General features: G+C 45.5%; 17 protein-coding genes. 3 read left to right on the top strand and 14 right to left on the bottom strand.

The features are described from left to right. Window position 1: 1 nt before the first annotated feature. The 14 genes from WSWS_RS03050 to WSWS_RS02985 form a co-directional block, all read right to left on the bottom strand. A complete protein-coding gene (locus WSWS_RS03050; protein ID WP_070230808.1) occupies window positions 2-733 on the bottom strand; it encodes a response regulator transcription factor in 732 nt (243 codons plus the stop codon). Between the two features lie 177 nt (window positions 734-910). Next, window positions 911-2,116: an MFS transporter gene (locus tag WSWS_RS03045; protein WP_070229892.1), complete on the bottom strand. Its 1,206-nt coding sequence runs from the start codon at window positions 2,114-2,116 to the stop codon at window positions 911-913. 8 nt (window positions 2,117-2,124) lie between these two features. Continuing rightward, window positions 2,125-4,497, bottom strand: coding sequence for a Xaa-Pro dipeptidyl-peptidase (locus WSWS_RS03040; protein ID WP_070229891.1), 2,373 nt, complete (start codon window positions 4,495-4,497; stop codon window positions 2,125-2,127). A gap of 135 nt (window positions 4,498-4,632) precedes the next feature. After that, window positions 4,633-5,586: a DMT family transporter gene (locus tag WSWS_RS03035; RefSeq protein WP_070229890.1), complete on the bottom strand. Its 954-nt coding sequence runs from the start codon at window positions 5,584-5,586 to the stop codon at window positions 4,633-4,635. A gap of 119 nt (window positions 5,587-5,705) precedes the next feature. Beyond that, window positions 5,706-9,083, bottom strand: coding sequence for a DNA polymerase III subunit alpha (locus WSWS_RS03030; RefSeq protein ID WP_070229889.1), 3,378 nt, complete (start codon window positions 9,081-9,083; stop codon window positions 5,706-5,708). Between the two features lie 111 nt (window positions 9,084-9,194). Next, the gene (locus WSWS_RS03025; protein ID WP_070229888.1) at window positions 9,195-9,404 is read right to left on the bottom strand and encodes a YjzD family protein; all 210 of its coding nucleotides are present in this window, start codon (window positions 9,402-9,404) and stop codon (window positions 9,195-9,197) included. 125 nt (window positions 9,405-9,529) lie between these two features. Then, on the bottom strand, window positions 9,530-10,027 hold the full coding sequence (locus WSWS_RS03020) for a dihydrofolate reductase (protein ID WP_070229887.1): 498 nt from the start codon (window positions 10,025-10,027) through the stop codon (window positions 9,530-9,532). Continuing rightward, window positions 10,027-11,928, bottom strand: a complete 1,902-nt coding sequence (locus WSWS_RS03015; RefSeq protein ID WP_070229886.1) for an ABC-F family ATP-binding cassette domain-containing protein — start codon at window positions 11,926-11,928, stop codon at window positions 10,027-10,029. The genes WSWS_RS03020 and WSWS_RS03015 overlap by 1 nt, the downstream gene beginning before the upstream one ends. Window positions 11,929-11,933: 5 nt before the next feature. Beyond that, window positions 11,934-13,151: a CCA tRNA nucleotidyltransferase gene (locus WSWS_RS03010; RefSeq protein WP_070229885.1), complete on the bottom strand. Its 1,218-nt coding sequence runs from the start codon at window positions 13,149-13,151 to the stop codon at window positions 11,934-11,936. Window positions 13,152-13,237: 86 nt separating this feature from the next. After that, the gene (locus WSWS_RS03005) at window positions 13,238-14,074 is read right to left on the bottom strand and encodes a hypothetical protein (protein ID WP_070229884.1); all 837 of its coding nucleotides are present in this window, start codon (window positions 14,072-14,074) and stop codon (window positions 13,238-13,240) included. A gap of 31 nt (window positions 14,075-14,105) precedes the next feature. Next, complete coding sequence (locus WSWS_RS03000; RefSeq protein WP_070229883.1) at window positions 14,106-14,837, bottom strand: DnaD domain-containing protein; 732 nt, start codon at window positions 14,835-14,837, stop codon at window positions 14,106-14,108. A 90-nt stretch (window positions 14,838-14,927) separates the two neighbouring features. Further along, window positions 14,928-16,223 carry an asparagine--tRNA ligase gene (gene asnS, locus WSWS_RS02995; protein WP_070229882.1) on the bottom strand — a complete coding sequence of 432 codons (1,296 nt, stop codon included), beginning with the start codon at window positions 16,221-16,223 and terminating at the stop codon, window positions 14,928-14,930. A 21-nt stretch (window positions 16,224-16,244) separates the two neighbouring features. Beyond that, complete coding sequence (locus WSWS_RS02990) at window positions 16,245-16,754, bottom strand: cell wall elongation regulator TseB-like domain-containing protein (protein WP_070229881.1); 510 nt, start codon at window positions 16,752-16,754, stop codon at window positions 16,245-16,247. A 65-nt stretch (window positions 16,755-16,819) separates the two neighbouring features. Further along, entirely contained in the window at window positions 16,820-19,648 is a 2,829-nt protein-coding gene (locus tag WSWS_RS02985; RefSeq protein ID WP_070229880.1) for a helicase C-terminal domain-containing protein, read from the bottom strand. Window positions 19,649-19,872: 224 nt separating this feature from the next. Between WSWS_RS02985 and mvk the strand changes: the two genes are divergently transcribed. The 3 genes from mvk to WSWS_RS02970 are packed head-to-tail and all read left to right on the top strand — an operon-like array spanning window position 19,873 to window position 22,843. Then, window positions 19,873-20,811, top strand: coding sequence for a mevalonate kinase (mvk, locus tag WSWS_RS02980; RefSeq protein ID WP_070229879.1), 939 nt, complete (start codon window positions 19,873-19,875; stop codon window positions 20,809-20,811). 11 nt (window positions 20,812-20,822) lie between these two features. Then, window positions 20,823-21,809, top strand: a complete 987-nt coding sequence (mvaD, locus tag WSWS_RS02975) for a diphosphomevalonate decarboxylase (RefSeq protein ID WP_070229878.1) — start codon at window positions 20,823-20,825, stop codon at window positions 21,807-21,809. Next, window positions 21,809-22,843, top strand: a complete 1,035-nt coding sequence (locus tag WSWS_RS02970; protein WP_070229877.1) for a phosphomevalonate kinase — start codon at window positions 21,809-21,811, stop codon at window positions 22,841-22,843. The genes mvaD and WSWS_RS02970 overlap by 1 nt, the downstream gene beginning before the upstream one ends.

The raw sequence follows: 22,843 nt of genomic DNA, 5'->3' as shown, positions 1-22,843 counted from the left end.
ATTACACCTCGTTTGGCGTGGGGATTTTTTCAAAACGATAGCCAAAACCACGGACTGTCTTCAAAATCTGGGGATCCTTGGGATTATCTTCCAACTTATCACGTAAATGTGACAGGTGCATATCCACCATCCGCGTGTCCGGTCCAGAATATTCAAAGCCCCATACGCCATGTAAAATGGTTTCACGGTCCAATACACGGCCAGCTCGGTCAGCCATGTAGGCCAATAACTCAAATTCCTTGGGGGTCAACTTCACCAATTCACCGGCCTTTTGCACCACTAACTTATCTAAATCAATGGTGATCCGACCTGTTGTAAGAATCCGATCTGAGGTGGCTTGACCGCTCGCACGATTTGCATCGCCACCAATCTCATAACGCCGCATGACCGCACGCAACCGTGCAATCACTTCCCGTGGTGAGAAAGGCTTTGTGACATAGTCATCAGCACCAATTTCTAACCCAAGAATCTTATCAACTTCATCATCAACCGCAGTCACTAAAATGATTGGGACATTATTTTTTTCTTGACGTAACTCACGTAACACATCCGTCCCTGACTTACCAGGTAACATCACATCAAGCAATACTAGATCGGGTTTATCAACCACCACGCGTTCAATGGCTTGATTGCCATCAGTGGCAGTGATGACCTCAAAGCCATTTTTTTCTAGATTGTAGCTTAACAAAGTCACCAATGATGGTTCGTCATCGACCACTAAGATTTTCGTCATGAATTCATCTCCCGTTGGCATTACACCATTATTCATAATAATTTAAGTCTACACTACTACAAAGTAATTCTATCATATTCATTCTGACGCATGGCAAGATTTTCTAGCAAAGCCTGCCCGGTCCCACTAACTGTTCCGAGCAAAAAAGCATTCAGTTCAATGAACTGAATGCGATCGCTACATTTCACCAAATTTTGCTAAGCGTAGTTTGGTGATCTGATGAATGATGATGAGCCCGATGATCAAGGCTGCCCCTAAGATAAAGAGAATCCATCTACCTAATGGTCCCACCACATAACCCATAATAACCGTTGTGAATGGCACAAATAGATCAGTCACCATAAATGAAATACCAAAAACGCGGCCGATGAACTCCGGCTCACTCGCCGTCTGTCGAATGGTCATGATCTTCACACCAAAGGTTTCGCGTGCATAACCAAACGCAATCTCAACCACGAATAAAACCCACAGCACTGGCACAAAGGTGGCCGCGATGAACAAGACACCAGCGACAATAAAATCCCAATATAATGTCCGGACATTATTGAACTGTGGAAATCGCGTGAGAAAGATACCGGCTAAAATACCAGCCATCGCGGACCAAGTTAACATCAGCGCATATTGTGCCGCTGAACCACCGTAAACTTTTTGCACCAAAAATGGGATCGCGACTAAAAAGCTTTCAAAGAAAACATTCCCCCACATGGTAATCAACATGGATTCAAATAACCGGGGCCGCTTCACAACATACTTGTATCCCTCAACCATGCTCGTAAAAATATTCTCGTGCACTTGATTATTCGGTTCAGGCTGATATTTGATAAACATATTCATTAGTACGGTGAGCATCAGCATTATCCCGTAGCCAATCAGAAAAGTACGTAAATCAACCCATTTTAACTGCAGCAAGAGCCCCCCAACTAGCGGTGCGACCGTGGCACCAGTTGAAAAAGCAACACTGGCCCATGCATTAAACTGTGCCAGGCGGTTGGCTTTAATGACATCAGGAATAATCGCCCGACCCGCTGGGTAAGCAAATGAGATATCAACATTCAAAATAAACGTTAAAATAGCTAACAACCAAATTTGCGGTTTGTCTGGGTTAACGAACCAGGCTAAACTCACTAAACCTAAGGCACCAAAGGCGTCGGCACCCAGGAGCAAAATTTTACGATTAAATCGATCCAATAACGCCCCAACGTATAAATCATTTAAGAGATAAACGACGAAGCCAAATGAAGTTAACCAACCAACCACTTTGGCATCGCCGTAACTCGCAACTAAAAACCAATTTAGCGCAAACCGATACAGGCCATCCCCAAAAACAAATGAGAAATTTGATCCCAATAATGGCCAACTAAAGTTTTGACGCTTTGCATCCATTTTCTTTCCTACTCTTCCCAAGGCAATTCAATTGAACTTTGCGCCAAATCAATTTGGTACGCAATCTTTTGATTACCACGTATTGTCATTTCAAAATCAGTACCATATAGAAGTAAGCCGAGTTGATGCCCAGCAGCGACCTCATACAGAGTCGGTTGCAAGCCAAACGATACCTCGACCCATTCATTTGGCAGTAAGTCATCATTTTGCCATGCTGACGTGCGATTTTGCAAGTTGAGATGCCCAATCGTAATCATTTTATGGGAACTCACGTTATCGAGTGTGAATTCCATTAGCGGTACTGGGGCAAAATTGACCCCACGGTCAATTTTTTCACCAGTGGCACTAGGTGTCTGCTTGAGATGTTTAGCATCACCATAATCTACTAGCATCGCACTTACCAAGCCGACATTTTCAGAAGAGGTCATCTGTAAATGTAAAATCACCTCGCCATTTAAACGGCGCGTCTCTGTCAAAGGTGCCATGAGCCACCGTGCCCGGGTATGCTCTAAAGCTTGGGCTGTTGGTAACAACATATCTGAACGCCACCGGGAAAAGTCAGTGGTATATTTTTGATAAAGTTCGTCTGATAACCCATCCACATAACTTACTAGCATGGGCTGTGGACTCAATGCCATGGTCTCTGCTTGGCCACCACCCCACGCTTGCAATACATGCCATGTCTCAGGTAGCCGATTATCCTGCCAAGTAATCGTTGGCACCGTCGCAATGGCATCATTGTCAACTTGGAGCAACTTATGTGTCAGCCATAGATTCATCTGGTCAGCAAAATCGAGGGAACGATTATTATTAATGTAAATATGTTGCCCTTGATGAAGGAATAGTTTGTGGTGGCCACCTTGGGCCTGCAGGGCCTGCCACAAACGATAAACCTGCCGTGGCTTAACATTCCAATCATTCAACCCATGGACAGCCACCATATCAATTTTGATATCCTGCACCCACTTCAAATAATTACGCGCATCCCAGTAGTTGGAATAGTTACCCGTTGTACGATCCATATTCTTGGCTGTATTCGCTTGGAAGGCGCGCCATGACGCTTGTTTCTGACGCCAAATAGCTGGTTGTTGCATGGGTGTGTAAACCAACTCTGCTAAGACATCCATATCTTCACCTGGAAAACCACCCGGGGCGATGACTAACCCGTTATCACGGTAATACTGATACCAATCTGAAATCGCTGCTTCCGCAATGACTGTCTCCAGGCCAGCCACGCCGGTCGTAGCTACCGCCGTGGCTAAGGTACCCAGATATGATTTGCCAGTCATCGCAATGCGTTGGTTGGACCAGTTCGCTGTCACCGCCATCCGGCTCGTTTGATCTGTAAACGCGACCCGGTTACCGGCTAACCATTCCACCACATTTTTCATACTTTCCACTTGTTCAGGTGACCCAGTATCTTGAAAACCGTCCGCATCTTTAGTACCGATACCAGCAGAATAGGCGACCGCAAAACCACGTGACAAAAAATAATTGCTGATATCCACAGGCAGTGATTGCTCTTTGGTAAACGTTTGTACCGCCTTGTCGACCTTTCCCTGTACGCTGCGTTTACCTGCTTCGAATGGGACCCGTTCATAAGCAATCTCATCGTAGGTCACTTGATTTGGTGCTTTACGCGTCAGTGGTACATTGACATCATGCAATAACGCGTCATTGGCGGCAATGTTTAACCCTTGATAGTAAGGTGAGGCAGTAAATAAGACTGGCACTCGTTCACTAGTATGTGGGCGAATGACATCCACACGCACTAAGTCACCAAGCCCATCGTCATCAGTATCAACTGCACTCTCCACATAGACCGTCTCACGAATCAAGTCGTTGGTCGCAAAAGTTGGCAAAGTTTTGCCATTAAATTGACGATAGTGGTTGTCTTGTGGAAAATAACCACGACTTGCTAATACGTCAATGAATTGCAAGCCAACGGGCGTGTGCCAAGTTAATATGTCATACCATAAGACCATTAAGTCATGCGTCGTCAGCACGGCTTCAGGTTGTTTAGCTGGCAAATTGACCGCACGTAATACTTGATAACCATCATAATCAGCACGAATAAAAGCTTCCTGCAAGTCAAATAACTCAACGACCACGTTATAGACAATCTGGCGCGTGACGGGCGTATCGTTACTGAAAAAGGCTAGTGCATTCTCACTAGCCTTGTCAGCAAGATGCGCCCGTAGCCAATCGTTTTGGGTGCCAATAGTTGGGTACTCTGGCAAGGCACGTCGCACAAACCGTTCAAATAAAGTCTTTGGTGCCAGCTGACGTTCGTTCTCAGCTAACATTTTAATTGCCATTAATTCAGCAATCCGTTCGTCATCAGTCCGATCGATTACTCCAAATTGGTTAAATTTCATCATATAAATTCCTCACTATTGTATACATTATAGCAACTTTACGGCATTTTATGACATTTTACTGAGAGTTTAATTTAATGGATTATCACGATAAAAACGGCCATCCCCTCACGAGACAGCCGTTTTTACCAAACATATTTACAAAAACTTAATCAAGCCGACGCCCACAATCATCACCACAACACCCAGAATTTGCACCAGGCTCACTGGGGCCTTCATTGAACGCCACCAGCCAAATTGCTGTACTAACATAGAACCAATAATTTGACCAAGTAAGCCCATGGTAATGGTCATCCCGGCCCCAATCGTTGGCAAAACAATAATGGTTGCGAGGACAAACAAGCCACCGAGAATACCACCAAACCAATTCCAAATCTGAGCGTGCTGCAAGTCGGTCCAACTAGGTAACCGCTTATCAACCATCAGTGATACCAATAAAATTAGGATGAACCCAATCAAAAATGAAATAAACGAACCTTGCACAGGTGCCTGTAACAACGCACCTAAATGGCCGTTGATGGCTTGTTGCATCGCTGATAATGCCCCAGCGATGACTGCCCACAGGCGCCACCCCAGCAGGGTTGGCTGCAAGACACTGGCTTGTGTATCGGCATCTAGTTGGCGGACATCCCGATTCAAGAAACCAGGTAATACCACCGCCACAATCACGCCAGCAATGAGCACTAACACACCGAGTACCCGAAAGAACGTTAGCGGCAAAACATTGCCACCAAACCAACCAAAGGTATCAATGATGATCCCCATTAAAATCTGTCCTAAAATCGGTAGAATCACCGTTTGGATCGCCCCTAAACGCGCAAACAATAGCACATTTGAGGTCAGATAAATGCCACCCAGGACCCCACCAAGCCAGATCCAACCAGGTTGGGAACCAACAAAACTGAGACTTGGTAACAAGGCATGGTTAACTACGAGCGCCAAGATTCCTAAAAAAACTGTACCGACACCAAATGAAATCGCAGCGGCCCCAAATGGTGAACCGACAATTTTCTTCAAATCGGCGTTAATTGGGTTTTGGTTGGCCAACATAAAGCCGGCCAGCAAAGCCACGAACATCAAAACAATTGTCATCATCCCTACTCTTTTCCAAATAATAATAGCAAAGAGTCATGTTACCACTTTTCTTAAATAAGTGTCAGAAATAAGGCCATTGTTGCTATTTAATCAACTCACCAATCACTCATACCTGACTAGTTTTTCCGAAATACAACATTATTTTGCCCTAAAATAGCTTTGAAATCGGCTTCAACCTCTGGTCCAGCTGCCAAATAATTTTCGTGGGTCAAAGCGACTTTGCGATCATCGGCTTCGTACACTAATAGCACCGGATTACTACCATGTAACTGTTGAAACAGACGATTAAATTGCGCAGCTACCTGAGGATTTTGCGCGGCGGCTGGAATACGTAAAAACCATTGGCCGGTTGCCGGCGGTAAATCCGTGGCCACCGCCGTACCAGGCTGCACTAAGGTTTGTGCCTCAACAATTTGTTCGGCAATCAGTGTCAAGTCATCACGGCCACGTTGTTGCTCGACATTCCCATAAATGGCCAAAATGTTTTCAGGTTGCAATAAGTGACTATACTTTTGAAATTGACGCGCAAACACGGTGATCGAAAGATTGCCTGTCATATCCATTCCGTCCACAAAGGCCATCTGTTCACCCTTTTTGGTACGTATGACCTTGACATTTTCCACATATAACAAAATCTTAGCGCCCTTTTGTCCCACCACTAAAGTGCTAATATCTTGATGATATTGCCCATCAATCGCCTGAACATATTGTTCAATGGGGTGCCCACTTAGATACACACCAAGGGTTTCACGCTCAAGATTCAACCGTTCACTGGGGGCATAGTCCTCAATATCACGAATTTTAGGGGCCAGGGTGTTAAACAGGGCCATTGATTCACCAGCTAGACCAGCAGCATCGATAAACCCCTGCAATGAATTGTATAACGCCTGCCGATTAGTCGTAAAGACATCAAAAGCACCTGACCATACTAACGGTTCAAACAGTTCTACCTTACGAAACTTATTCTCTAACCGGTTGATAAAGTCCGGCAAATCTTTGAAGGCACCATTACTTTGCCGCGTGGCAATAATAGCCTCTCGGAAATCCCGGCGCATCCCCTTGATGGAAGCTAAGCCCATTTGTAGTTGATTATGATGAATTGAATACCCTTGCCAACTCTCATTGATATTTGGTCCTAAAAGACCAACACCAGCGGCTTTGGCCTCCGCGATATACTCACGGACTTTCTTACTATCACTAATTGCATCATTCAAGACGGCCTTAAAAAAAGCGAGCGGATAATGCGTTTTCAAATAAGCCATTTGCACGGCTAACTTTGAATAGGCCACCGCGTGTGATCGATTAAAGCCATATTGAGCAAAAGGCTCCACATAGCTAAAGACTTTGATTGCCGTAGCTTCGTCATGTCCGAGTGCGATCGCCCCCCGCACGAAGTCGGCCTTAGTTGCCTCAATCTTGGCCAAATCTTTTTTCGACATCGCACGCCGCAATAAATCAGCTTCACCTAATGTAAAGCCAGCAAATTGTTGGGCCATCCGCATGACTTGCTCTTGATAGACAATAATACCGTAGGTTGGTGCAACTAACTCAGCAATGCTTTCATCTGGCACTTCGATGGGTTCGCGCCCATGTTTTCGTGCGATGAAATTACTAATAAATTGCATTGGACCTGGTCGAAATAGGGCATTGGCTGCCACCAAATCCTCAAAATGATCCGGTTGTAATTGCCGCAACATGTTCTTCATCCCTGAAGATTCAAATTGAAAAATACCATTCGTCTGGGCTCTTTGGAAGAGTTGCATCGTGGCCGGATCATTTAGATCCACTTTTGCGATGTTAAAGGGCGCATGGGTCTCTTTCTCGATTTCTCTGATGGCGATATCTAAGATATTTAAGTTCGACAATGCCAAGAAATCAATTTTTAACAAACCGAGTGCTTCGACCGGATTTTTGGTTAACTGAGTCACTAAGCGACCGTCATCCCCTAGCTGTACCGGAATCGTCTCAGTCAACGGATTGGCTGACAAGACCACCCCAGCTGCATGCAATGAATGATTACGGGGTAGTCCTTCGATACGTTGGGCGGTCTTAAACAACAGCTGACCATCGACTGGGGCATCCACTAGCGCGTTGCGAAACGTTTGCGAAGCCTCATATGCTTTGGCTAAGGTCGTAATATCACGGGCATTGGGAATTGATTTAGAGAGCGTATCAATTTGCGCTGGCGTTAAGCCAAAGACGCGCGCAACGTCTCGAATGGCCGCTTTCATGGCTAACGTCGAAAACGTAATGATTTGTGCGACCCGTTCATGGCCATATTTTTGATGTAAGTATTGCAAAATATCTTCACGGCGATTGTCTGGAATATCAATATCAATATCCGGCATTTGGGCGCGTTCAGGATTCAAAAAGCGCTCAAATAGCAAGTCATAGGCGATCGGGTCAACATCGGTAATCCAAAGTGTATACGCAACCAATGAGCCCGCCGCTGAGCCACGTCCTGGTCCCGTTCGAATCTTGTTACGGTGGGCAAAATCAATGACATCCCACACAATCAAAAAATAATCGTTAAAGCCGAGTTGATCGATAATTTGCAATTCCTCAGCTAAACGCTGCTCATAAACAGCCTGATCAACCTGCAATCCCTGCAGACGAGCTTTGAGGCCTTGCTGGGCTAATGCAGCCAGATAATCATGCGCACTTTGGTGCTGTGGGGTTTGGTAGGCGGGTAAAGTCACTGCTGTCTTAGTCATTTCAAAGGTGCTATGGGCAGCTATCCAATCAGTATTAGTGACCGCCTCATGCAAGCCAATTTGCTCATATGCTTGTACCCACTGATCGATAGGACGCAAATAGGCGGCTGCCGGCGTACTTTGCGCCAGACCAAGGTTTGGGATGGTCTCGCCACTCGCAATTTTTTGCAAAACATGTTGGACAAAGCCATCCTCAGCATGCCCGTAGGCAACCTGATCAAAGGCGACAAGACGTAATCCAAATTGCGTGCTCAGTTGCTGTAGTTGGGCTACTTGGCCGCGATTTGTGAATAGTTCAACCCCAAGAAAGACTTGTTGCAGTTCAACCATGGTGGCTAATTTTTGCATAAATCCTTGCACCCGTTCAGCTTCCGCGGTCATACTGAGCGTCGTCAACTCGCTTTCGGCAGGTAAGACCACGAATAACCCAGACAAAAAGGGCGCTAGGTCCTGCCAAGTAAGCACTTGGCGGTTCGTTTTGACTAGGCTCGAAATTTCAATTAAATGATGGTAGCCGGTCTGATTTTCAACAAATAGTGTCACCGCAAAACTATCAGCAATACTGGTTTCAAGACCTGCCACTTGTACTGTCAACCCGAGAATTGGTTTAATTTGTGTTTGCACAGCGGCCGTATAAAAATCAGCTAACCCATACAAGACATCTTGATCAGCTAGACCGACAGCTTCATAGTGATATTCAGCCGCTTGCTTAACCAATTGATTGGGCATCAATGGGCTCTGTAACAAGGTAAAAGCTGATTTTGTATTTAGCGGTACCATCGCGTCTCCTTTGCAAACTTTGGTTTAACTTAATTATACCATGCAGAAAATAAAAAGAACCAGGGCGAGCATTGGCCCTAGTTCTTTGCTGATCAACTTCTATTCAAAAGGTTAGTTTTTGTTTGTGGCACCATTTTCAGGTGACGTTGTTGCATCTTTTGAGATGACATAAATCAAAACTGCGCCGATGGTTCCAATCAACATTGAAATAATTGACGTTTCCATTGCATTATACGTACCGCCTGTCAAAGCACTACCAATGTAACCAACAACTTCACCCAAAATGAATGTCCAAACAAGTGTGGTGATATATTTTGCCATTTTTCCATACCTCGCCGCTACGGCTGTGAATTAATACACTAAGTTTACGCTTCAAAAGCAATTTTGTCACACATTATCTCATCAGATTGTGTCCGTCGATTTGTATAGGCGTGTTTTTACACGAATTATCGCCGGGTAAACCGGACAATTTCGAAGTCGAAATCATTTTCGTCATCAGCTAAGTCATGCGCAATGACCTCACCTTGCCAGATAGTCTTATCAACAGGGTCCATGACCGTATCGCCCACAAAATCAGTATCTAGGTAGGTCACCAATAATTCATCAGCGTCCGCCATCAAGGTTTGGTAAACCACACTGCCACCAATAATCAACAATTTTTCACCACGCGCATCTGCCATTTTTTCAGCTTCTGCGAGTGAATGAACTAATACAAACCCCGCTGGCATCGTGAGGTCGGTTTGATGTGACAGCACCAGATTCAAACGATTAGGCAAGGCCCGGCCGTGAAAACTGGCCATCGTATTACGGCCCATCAAGATCGTTTGGCCGGTTGTCTGGGCCTTAAAGAATTGCACATCTTTCTTTTGGTGCCAGGGGATCTTCAACTCATTACCGATCGTACCATTATTCGTCTGTGCCCAAATCATTATTTTTTCAGCCATTATGCACCCTCTACAATTTCTGATAACGTTTCCCAACGCGTCATTTTTTCATCTAGGGCAACATTGAGTTCATCGAGTTGCGCCTGTAGTTCACTCAGTTTACCAAAATCAGCACCATTGGCTTCCATTTCGCCCTGAATATGCTCAATTTGAGTTTCTATTGTGGCAATGTCAGTTTCAATCGTTGCCCACTCGCGTTGTTCGGAATAAGTCAATTTCTTCTTTTTCGGTTGGGCCACACTGACCGGCTCATCAGCAACGGCAGCTGCCTGCGTCGCGCCCTTATCCTGGGTGGTTGTTGGTGCACCAAAATTTGCTAAGTATTCTGAGAATTGACCATCGTAGCGCTCAATCACACCATCACCTTGGAAGATGAATAACCGATCTGCCACCTTATCCAAAAAGTAGCGATCGTGGGAGACTGTAATGACCGTGCCTGCGAAATGCTTGAGGTAATCCTCCAACACGGTCAATGTACCGATGTCTAAATCATTGGTAGGTTCGTCTAACAGTAACACGTTCGGCTGTTGCAACAATAATTTGAGCAAATAGAGCCGGCGCTGTTCACCACCCGATAATTTACGAATCAGGGTCCCGTGCATCTGACTTGGGAATAAGAACTGCTCCAACAATTCAGAAACTGATACCCGGTTACCCTCGCGATCGACGACCGATTCTGCCACTTCTGATAAATAAGCGATCATCCGCTTGTCATCTGGAATCGGTTCATTTGTTTGTGTGTAGTAAGCCATTTTGACCGTTTCACCGATCGTGATCAGGCCACTGTCTAGTGTGACCTTACCGGCGATCGCATTGAGCAAAGTTGACTTACCAGTACCATTAGGTCCCGTGATACCGATACGTTGGTTGGCTTGAATCAGTGCTGAAAAATCTTTCAAGATGACGCGCTCGTCAAATGCTAACTGCGCGTGTTCAATCTCGATGACCTTCTTCCCGAGCCGTTGTTGACCCAAGTTCACCTGAATATCTTCTTCAAGTTGCAGATTGCCATGCTTTTCATCCAGTTCTGAAAAACGATTTTCCCGGGCTTTTTGCTTGGTAGACCGGGCACGGGCAGACGTACGCATCCAGGCTAATTCTTGCTTGTATAATTGCGCCGCTTTATGATCAGCAATTTTTGAGGCTGCGACGCGTTCAGCTTTAGCCACGACGAATTGCTGATAATTACCGGTATATTCGTATAGTTGGCCAAATGATAGCTCAAAGATGCGATTTGCGACACTATCAAGAAAATAACGATCATGGGTGACCGTCAACACGGCACCCTTGTAATCAGCCAAATACTTTTCTAACCATTCGATGGAATCAAAATCCAAGTGATTGGTTGGTTCATCCAGTAACAGCAAATCAGGTGCTTCAATCAATACTTGTGCTAACCCAACTCGCTTGCGTTGGCCCCCTGACAAGGTTGCGATTTTCAAACTTAAGTCTGGTAAGTGCAGTTGCATCAAAATTGACTTGACTTCCGACTCAGCTAACCAAGCATCTTCTTGGTTCATTTGTGCCTCAAGCTTGGTGTAGCGCTGTAAAATCTTGTCATCATTTGGATGAGCTGCCAAGGCGTCCAACGCATCTTCATAATCACGGATGAGTTGAAATATTGGCTGTGCTCCTGCAAAAATTGCTTCCATGACCGTTTTTTCAGGGTCAAGGCTGGGTTCTTGTTGCAGATAGGCAATATGATAATCATTTGGCATATCAAGCTTACCGGAATCAGCTGGGTTTACCCCTGCAATGGCATTCAAAAGGGTTGTTTTCCCTGATCCATTGACCCCGATCAACCCAACCCGATCACCTGTTTCAATCAAAAAGGAAATGCCATCTAATAACGTTTTCTCGCCATAGACACTCCGTAATTCAGTCGCTCTAAACTGTTTCATCGTATTTATTTCTTCTCTTTCTCAGCTAAAGTACGGGCCACTGCCAACAGCTCCGAAGCCTGGTTAGTTCGTTCACCGGCAACCACTTGCTGTTCAACTTGATGCAAAATTTTTCCAAAAATTGGGCCCGGCTGCAGCCCCAGTTCTTGTGTTAAATCAGCACCCGTCAAGGCCAAGTCACGCTTATCATGAATCGGTAAAGCCGTGAATTGTGTCGCCAACGCTTGGGTATCAACCTCTAATTCACTTAAATCAGCGACGGCTAGCGCATTTTCAAGTGCTTGACCGGTTGTATACAGTTGCCATGCGGAAACGGGGCCTTTGCGCAACTCATTGAGTAAGGCAATCGACTTTTTAGCAGTCCCAATTAGCGCGGCACTTTGTTTCCACTTTTTCATAAAAATGACCGTGTCACTTGGTGTCAGACCTAGTTCAAAGGCTAATAACGTCCATGCTTGCGTGTCATCTTTTGGCTGGGCCTGACCTAATAATTCAGCAAAACCTAGTAAATCAATGTCAACATTCTCTAAGCCGGGCATGTAATTATTGAGCTTGGTAGCCATCATTTCTAACAGCCCATAACGGGCATTGGACCCCTGTAACAATTTAGTGAATTCTACATTGATTCGTTCGATCGCAATATGCTCCAACAGGGCGGCATTATCTTTGATCGCAGCGCGTGTGTGTTCTTCAATCTTGAAGTCTAGCTGGGCGGCAAAGCGGACGGCCCGCATCATGCGTAAGGCATCTTCATGAAACCGCTCCTCTGCCTGACCAACGGCCCTGAGAATCTTGTTTTGCAGATCTCGGACGCCATCAAACAAATCCACGACTTCACCATTTGGTTTCAATGCCAGGGCATTCACCGTAAAATCGCGACGTTTCAAATCTTCTGCGAGCGAACGAACAAAGGTCACCTCATCTGGCCGTCGGAAATCAGTATAGGTCGACTCTGTCCGAAAAGTGGTGGTTTCATAACCTTGACCATGGTCCAAAATCATGACCGTTCCATGTTCAATGCCCGTGTCGACGGTGCTGTTAAATAAAGTCTTGACTTCTTCCGGGTAGGCTGATGTCGCGATATCTACGTCATGAATCGGTTTTTCTAATAAGGTATCCCGGACCGATCCACCCACGAAATAAGCTTCATAACCGGCATTTTCCAATGTCTCGAGAATTGGCAAGGCGGCCTTGAACTCGGCTGGTAAATCATTAATATACATGTCGGCGCTCCAATCTATCATGGTTATATTAATTCCATTATAACAAAAATGCATTCGTCTACCCGACAGAATGCATCTCAAGATAACTAATTTGACTTTGTAATTTTCATCCCCAAATGACGCCGACCATACACACCCTGTTGCTTTGTGGCCAAACCATCCAAGATGACTGGCACACGGTGCTCGGTATAGGCAGTTCGTGCCTGGTGTTCCGGCCGTGGCTGCTGAACGTCTTTGGTCACGGTAGCCATTTTGGGCTCTGAATGTGGTTGACTACGATGATCTGGCTGTGCCGCTTTGAACTTATCAACTCGTTGGCTGACACGATCATGCCGTGAACTTGATGCTCCATGCTTTAGCTCGTGCTGGCTGCTTTGTTGTTGAGGATGTATTTTATCCCGTTTTGTTTGGGCTGACAGCACGCTCTTTTTTGGTTTTGGAACACTGGCCTTACCAACAGATTTGACTTCAGCCGGCACTTGTTTATCGGCCGGCACCGCTGACTTGTCAACCGGTGCATTTACTTTAGGGGTCACATCAACTGCGCCGGTTGCTGCGACCTGAGAATTGGATTGTGCTTGGTTTGTAGCAATCGTAGGCACACTAACCGGTTTCGTTGGGGTAGGAGTCGCGACTGGCGTCTTCTCAATGTAAAGATACGATTCAACATCACGCCATTGCCACTTGCCCTTATATTGTTGTAACGCCTTGCGCCACTTGACCACAAAAGTGTGCACCTCTGTGGCTTGCTTCTTTGGTGGAATTAAGGTAGATGGTTCAACCGTAAACCGTTTCAGGATTTGAATTTCCTCGTTATGTTCGATCCAATTATCCACGAATTTATGCAAATCCGCCGAACGCGAAGAAACGTTACCTAGTTTGATCCAATTAATTGCTGGGGTACTACTATTCTTCTTTGCCATGCGCTTCCCTCATTCGTTTCTAGTCACACTATTATCCCTTATTTTCAGGTAATTGCAGCGACAGTAAATCCACATTCAGCGGAACATGCACCTGTTGCGCATCATTTTGGTTGATGGCTAAGTTACGGCGACGTTGTTGGTTAGTCCGGACATCCTGCGCTGATTTGAAATTTAATTTACGCCAATTTAACAGAATTTTTTCGATATAATTCAGATTCAAAGCTTGATTCAACACGGCTTCTTTAATGGCCTCAACGATTAAAACTGGTTCAAAATGATCCAGATCAAACCAATCAGTCACTTTGCGCATCTCGATTGGCGATAGCATCCGCCCGAACTCTTGTTCGACTAACTTGAAAATATCAGCGCGTTTCGGCTCATCATTGACCTTTGGCGTGTCATCCTCAGCACCAGCTCGCTTGCTATCACCATCAGGCAACGTAATTAATTTTTCATAAAGTGGTTGCATGCGAAAAATAGTCCGCAACTTGCCATCAGCATCATGCGTCGTCTCGAATTGGATTAACCCTTTTGAACGGATCGATTCTAACACGGAAAAAACGGTCTTCGCGCTTAAGCCCATATACTCACCAATTTGCGTGGTGTTTGGTTCGGTTGCACCCTGATCGAGCATGGCCTTCGTCTGTAAAAACACTAATAACTCTTGATCAGTCAAGCCAAGTTCACGGTACCGCTGTAACAAAAGGACGCTGACGCTACTTTGACCAGCATTAATATAATTTTCAAAACCTAATTCATGCATGTCTTCTTCCTCGTCATCATGTCGTGCGCTCTGTTCGTTGCTAAAGAAAAAGGCTGAAGCCTGTGCTCCTGCCCCTCCTTAAGCGTTATTTTATGGTCGCAAACGTCCCAAAGTACGTGGGAATGGAATTGCTTCACGAATGTGTGATTCTCCAGAAACGAAGGTGACCATCCGTTCCAAGCCGAGACCAAACCCTGAGTGAGGCACGGAACCAAACTTACGCAAATCGAGATACCATTCGTACTCTTCCAAATCCAAGCCTTCTTGTTCAAGACGTTTCTGCAAGTAATCAAAGTCGATATCACGCTCTGAACCACCAATGATTTCACCGTAACCTTCGGGTGCCAAAAGATCAGCTGAAACGACCACGTCATCACGATCCTCGGCGCGCTTCATATAGAAAGCTTTCACGCCCTTTGGATAATTAGTGATGAAGACAGGCTTAGCAAAGTGGTTTGCCAGGAACGTTTCTTCTGGTGAACCAAAGTCCTCACCCCACTTGATTTCAAAGTCATTTTCTTGCAGTAACTTGACGGCATCATCATATGACACACGTGGAAAATCAGCGTCGATATATGATTGCAACAGATCTTTATCACGTTCAAGCAAATCTAATTCGTAGCTGTTTTCCTTCAAAACGGCCGCCAATAAAAACTTGATGAAACGTTCTTGCACATCCAAACTCTGATCCTGGTGCATCCAGGCCATTTCAGCATCGATCATCCAAAACTCTGTCAGGTGACGCCGGGTCTTTGACTTTTCAGCACGGAAAACTGGGCCAAAGTCATAAACTTTACCAAAACCAAAAATACCCGCTTCCGCATATAATTGACCAGTTTGCGCCAAGAAGGCTGGTGTGCCGAAGTAATCAGTTTCGAATAATTCAGTCGTACCCTCTGGGGCTGAACCAGTCAAAACGGGTGAATCCAAACGCGTAAAGCCATCTTGATGGAAGAAATCCATAATCGCCCGGGTAATGGTGTCACGAATCTTTAAAACAGCAAACGGCTTCACATGACGTACGTATAAGTGACGGTTATCAAACAAGAAATCCGTACCGTGTTCCTTTGGTGTAATCGGGTAACCCTCTGACTCACCAATAATTTCGATGTCTTGTACGTCTAGTTCATAACCAAACTTTGAACGATCATCAGCTCGAATCGTACCAGTCAAAATCATTGACGTTTCTTGTTTGAGCCCTTTGGCGGTAGCAAAAATTTCTTCGCCAACCTCTTCTTTAGCGACAACTCCTTGCATAAAGGCTGAACCATCGCGCAATTGCAAGAATTGCATCTTTCCTGAACCACGTTTGTTACGTAACCAAACGTTCAAACGAACTTTCTCACCTACGTGATGTTGTGCGTCAGCAATACGAATTGTTTCCATTTTCTCTCTCCTAATAGTTGTTTATAGATTGCGAATTGTACGGACAATTTTGCCATTGTAGAACTGCACCGTGATGTAATTTAAATTCCCTTTTTTGTCAATAAACGTGACTTCCCACACAGGAACCCCGGCATACATTGACATACCAATATTCGTAATTTTTTTCGGCTGGTAGGCTGTCGTCACAACTGCTTGGGCCTTCTCAGCAGTCACCCCATCTTTCATAAGATAGGTGTGCAACTTCTGCGTCCCTTTGGCCACAATGACCACTTTTTGCCGATTTTTAGCATCTTTACCTAAGATAGTGTAATACGTTTTTTGTCGCGCATTCCAATAAAAATTGGTCACCGAAGTCAGGGCCTTTTGGTCCAGGGCGATCTGACTATATTTGTGGTTGGCTTGATCAATTGGGCGTGTGGCAGTACCCAAGAGACTGTAGACTAATCCAATCACAGCTAACACACCGAAGATAGTGCCTAGCATCCAACGCATTTTTTGTCGTTGGCGATTTATTCTAGCCCGCATTTCCATAGCAATTGGGCTCCTTTTTTGTTATTGAACATCTCAATTAAGCATACCAAATTTTTATGTTTTCGTCATTCATGTTGTGCAAAAAAATCAGTTAAGATCGGCACAACTTCTGTATCTAAAACTTCAAGTTGCGGCATCGCTTCAGGCATCATATTTCGGACTGACCGACCATATGACTTAGAAATCAACCGTGAATCAAACACAATAATGGCACCATAGTCGTCCTGTGAGCGAATGAGTCGGCCGACACCCTGGCGGAAGCGCAAGATCGCCTTGGGCAACGTACTTTGATAGAACGGTTGCCGCCCCTGAGAAATCAAGACGGCCTCTTCCGCTTTTGCAACGATATTATCTGGTTGTTCAAAAGGCAACCGGGCCATGATGACCAGCCGTAATTGGTCACCCGGCAAATCGATACCTTCCCAGAAACTGGCTGATCCAAGCACCATCATCGGCTTTTCAGTTTCCAAACGACGCAATATTTTATTACGTGTGCCAGAAATTCCCTGGGCCAGGATGGTCGTGGAAACATCCCCATATTCATGATTGTTTTGCATACGATTATACACATGCGCAATCATATCATTTGATGTGAACAAAACGAGAGTGTTCTCTTCAACTGCATCCGCAATCTTCAGTAACTGTTCTGCCAGGTAATCCGCATAGTTATACGATGTTGGGAGTGGTGCATTTTTGACGAGCAATAACTGTGATTGCTTCGCATAATCAAACACATCCCCAAACCGGTAACTGGTAGCACTGTCTTCATCCAAATCAAACCGATTGAATAGGTAACCAGATTTTTTAGAAGTAAACAAGGTTGCCCCCGTCAAGACCGGTGGCATAAAGTTAGGATAAATCCGTTGTTTAAAGTAGTTCGTGGTATGTAGCAAGCCACCGGCCAACCGTACTGAAGGTGTTGCGCCACCAAGTGATTCAGACAACCAAAAGATGCTGGCGGTTGGGTACATCACTAATTCATTTTTAAATTGATTAATGCGATTGCTATTGGTGTTAATTTGACCGACTATGCGCCTGAAATCAGCCAATTCTTGCCGTTCACTCACACTAAAGGTTTGGTCAGCTTCCGCAAAATTGGTCAGCATCGTCTCTAATCCGTCCGTCAACACGGTAACCGCCCGTTGAATCGCATTGATCAAATCTGCATTATCCAAAAAGAATTGGGCTAAATCTGCAAGTTCGATTTCACTATCGACTACTTGCTTATGGTCTAATTCAAGCCCTTTTTGCATCCCAAACCGGCGATACAATTTTTGTTCAACCTTGGGAAGCTGATCTTCTAATAATTGTAACTGGTTCCGTAGATTTGTCAGCATCCGGCTACCACCATGCAAGCGTTCAAAGACGCTTTGCAGACTTGGCTGGTGATGAGCTGCTAAAATATCGAGACCCGCATGGACCACATCACCCCACTGCTTGAAGTTCACTTGATGACGACTCTGCGTAATCACGGTATCTGGCAAATGTTGCGCTTCGTCAATGACCAAATATGGCTTCAGTTGAAACACCATATCTGCATGATGACTTACCATATAGGCATGATTGACGATAATGAAATCGGCCTCCTCAGCTAGCACGGCTTGGCGAGCTGTGAACTCATATTGCGCAAAACTTGATGCCGCTGGATTATTGGCCGGCTGGGCCACCCTGGCCAAGAATTCCTGTGAGACATTATTTAAGTTCAGTTCATCAAAATCACCTGTTAAGGTCTCAGTCAGCCAAACTAACATCTGGGCCTTGGCGAGCTGCATGGGAATTGATCCCTCATCACGCTTCAGCATGCGTTTAAAGCTTTGCAGATTCAAATAATTCAAATGGCCCTTTAAGACGGCTACCCGAATATCAAAGGATAACAGGGGTTTTAGTTGTTCTTCAACCACTGTTTGCACTTGATGTTGCATCGTAATCGTAGGTTCAGCCACGACGACTTTACGCCCAGTTTCAACAGCTAAATAGGCCATTGGTAACAAAAAGCCCAATGTTTTCCCTAAGCCGGTTGGGGCTTCCATCACGAGACTACTCTGTCCTGGCACTGTTGACAATTCACTGTCATTGAAATGCGTATGAATCAGATTCATCATTTTAGCTTGTTCATCACGATACTCGAACCGATCACCAAACAACTTTTCCTTAGCCGCTTTTTTAGCAGGAAACTTGTCAGCAATGCGCTTATGCACTGGATCTGGCATGGAATAACGCCGAATCGCCAAGCCATCAACTACTTGTAACTGACTTGGTAGAGGTTCTGGTGATTGCCGGTTAGCTGCCAAAGCTTCGACCAAAATCATGCGTGAATCCATTGGCAAAACAAGGGGCATCTCCGTTAAAGTTTGCAATGTGATCATCGGTAATGCCCGTGCCTTGTCAAAAATCTTCACTAGCAATTCAGCCGTTGCAATCGCGTCACTATCTGCTTGATGCGGGTGGCCATGCTCGATATTGAGATAAGTCGTTAAGTCACGCAAACGATAGGCCGGTGCCGTTGGCCACAAAATACGTGACAATGGTTCCGTATCGATGGCCTCATTTTTAAGGCTAGTCAACCCAACCCGTTCAAATTCCGCGTTCAAAAATGGCAAATCAAAATTGACATTATGGGCCACAAAAATCGTTCCCGACAACATCGCGTGCAGGGTGAACGCAACATCTTCAAAGAACGGTGCATCCGCCACCATTTTTGGGGTGATGCCCGTAAGTTGGGTAATCATCTTTGGAATCCGTTCCCGGTTTCCTGGATTAATTAATGTATTAAACTGATTAATTATTTTATTTTTCTGGACAAATGCAATCGCAATTTGAATAATACGTCCATCTGTCATTCTAGTGCGCGTCGTCTCTAAATCAACAACTGCGTAAATCTCTTTATTTATCATTTAGTCTTCCCTACGACTATTCATCTGAGTACGAGTTAACGCCCGCTTCTGTCTTCTATTGTATCATGGATTGATTATCAGTTACTTTCATTCTATATGAATGCGCTATATGAATGCTTGTTTTTCTGAAATTTGTTATTATATAACTTATGGGTGTTTAAGACTCATACAAAAAGAATATAAACATGCAATTTTGCATTGTATAGAAATGGTGGGTCAAAACCTTGTTAGAACAAGCTACCGGCACAAGTCATGCCAAGGTTATTTTAATCGGTGAACACTCCGTAGTGTATCACCAACCAGCGATTGCCCTTCCGCTCCCTGCAATCAATATCACTGCAACGCTCACGAAGCGTGCGGCTGGTCAATTAATTATTAGTAATGAACACTCTGGCGAACTCAGTGAGATGTCTGAAGCCTATGAAGGTATTCGTCAACTGATTACGCGCCTTTTGCGTAATTTCAATGCGACAGAATTATCGTTTACCCTGCGCATTGACTCATTGATTCCACAAGAACGTGGTATGGGATCCTCAGCTGCCAGCGCTGTCGCAATTATTCGAGCTTTTTTTAATTTCTTTGAAGTGGAACTACCCGACGTTGAGTTACAACGCTGGGCTAATGTTGAAGAAATGATCACGCACGGTTCGCCTTCTGGCATTGATGCTGCGACCACCGCCCACAATAAGCCGGTCTGGTTCGTGAAAGGGTCACAACCGGAGACGATTCCGATGAATCTCGATGCAACGCTTATTTTGGCCGACACTGGTGTACATGGCCAGACTGGTTTAGCGGTTTCTGTCGTCCGTGAAACCCTCGAAACGAATGCACAGATTGCCCAACCAGCGATTGATGCGCTGGGCGAACTGACGCGTGCAGCCGGGGTGGCGCTGGAAAAAAATCAAGTTGCCGAGTTAGGTGCGATCCTGAACCAAGCCCAAACTCACCTGGAAACTCTGGGCGTTTCACATCCCAAGTTGGATTTGTTAATTGCGGCTGCTCGTCAGGCTGGCGCGCTCGGTGCTAAGCTGACTGGCGGTGGCGTTGGTGGCGCGATGATCGCTTTAACTAAAACCCCTGCTCAGACCAGCGCCGTGATCGCGGCACTGGAAACGGTTGGTGCACGTGAAATCTGGACCCAACAATACACGACTACCCAGTAAGGAGAATGGTCATGTCACAATATACTGCTCGTGCACATACAAACATTGCCCTCTTAAAATACTGGGGTAAGACTGATACCAACTTGATCATCCCCACGACCACCTCAATTAGCTTAACGTTGAATGAATTTTATACTGACACCACGGTTTGGTTTGATGAGCAGCTCACCGCCGATGACATCACATTAAATAACGTTTCATTACAAGGACGAGGTTACGAAAAAGTGACACGCTTCATGGACTTAGTCCGTGATCGAGCGAATCAGCACCAGTTTGTCCATGTTCACTCAATTAATCATGTGCCTACTGCGGCTGGCTTAGCTTCTTCAGCATCCGCTTTTGCCGCATTAGCCGGGGCAGCCAGTGCGGCTGCCGGTCTATCACTTGAACCGGCAGATCTATCACGGCTAGCCCGCCGTGGTTCGGGTTCAGCGAGTCGTTCAATCTTTGGGGGTTTTGCACAATGGGATCGTGGGCATGATGACCAAACTTCCGTAGCACACGCGCTTACAGAAACTGTGGATTGGCCGATTCAACTATTGACTTTGATTGTCAATGATCAACCTAAAAAAATTGATTCTCGTGGGGGCATGCAAAATGCCCGCGCGAACTCACCTTTTTACCAGCAATGGGTCGACATGGCCAATGCCCAAGTGCCAGCTATGCAAGCGGCAATTAACAATCACGATTTGGTGGCCCTTGGCACCTTAGCTGAAGCAAATGCACTGCAAATGCATGCGCAAAATATGGTCGCCAACCCACCATTTACATATTTAACCGATGTATCCTGGTTGATTATCGAAACTGTGAAAGCCTTGCGGGCAACTGGCATCCCCGTCTATGCCACTATGGATGCAGGACCAAATGTCAAATTAATTTCTCAGCCAGCTGATACCGAAAAAATTATGGTTGCGCTTCGTAAAGTCCTACCTGAGATTCAAGTCACGGTGGCGACCCCTGGTCCAGGAATTCAAATTGTGCAAGGAGATCGAATTTGATGATGGAATTTATGGTTCCCGGCAAGTTATTCATCGCTGGCGAATATGCAGTCACCCACCCCGGTGTCCCGGGTGTGGTGTTTGCCGTTGACCGCTTCATGCAAGTCACAATTGCACCGGCTGATGACTACCGGGTTACCAGTGATCTATTGGGCGAGGTGACCTTAGAGGCCCCTACCGCCTGGCCAACTAAACGTGCAAACACCCCGTGGCAGTTGGTCAGCGCTGCCTTTGATGTGACGTACGCCTACATGCAAACAAAAGCGCAACCGACGCCAGGATTTCATTTAACCTTATCTAGTCATATGACCGAGGCCGGTAAAAAAATTGGTCTTGGCTCATCGGGAGCGACCGTCGTTGGCGTGATCAAGGCAGTTGCCAGCTTCTGGCAACTGACACTTACGCCGCTTGAAATTTATCGTCTTGCTGTGTTAGCAATGTTACATACCCCCAAGTTTAACCATGGTTCATTCGGTGATATCGCGGCCGCGAGTTTCGGCGGGCTGTTGCTGTATGCCAAACCAACCACGCAAGGTTTCATCAATCACACTGATTTAAACGAACTGTTGACGATGCCATGGCCAAACTTATTAATCGAGCCTCTGGACTGGCCAGCAACTTGGTCAATTCAAATTGGCTGGACGCAAGCTCCTGCAGACACGCAAAGTCAATTGGTGAAACAACCCACTGCCGCTTTAATGCAAGCATTCGATGCGGATAATACAATGATTGTGAGCCATTTGGTGCATGCCATCAAAACACAGGATTTCACAAATTTTGCAAAAGCTGTTTTGGCCGATCATTTGTTGATTTCTGACTATTTACGGCAAACGAACCGCCCCTATCTAACACCCGTACTGCAGCAATTAATTGCTGATGCAAATGCGCTCAATTTACCAGCTAAAGTCAGTGGTGCCGGCAATGGCGACAACGGGCTGGCATTCAGTGATGGGTTAGCAATGATCGCTGAGCTCCATCAACAGTGGCAGAGCCATGCGATTATGCCCTTACCACTCAACATTTACTATTATTAG

The organism is Weissella soli (assembly GCF_001761545.1).
Lineage (GTDB): Bacteria > Bacillota > Bacilli > Lactobacillales > Lactobacillaceae > Weissella > Weissella soli.
The sequence above is the reverse complement of the archived record's forward strand: the minus strand, read 5'-3'. Positions and strand labels throughout refer to the sequence as shown.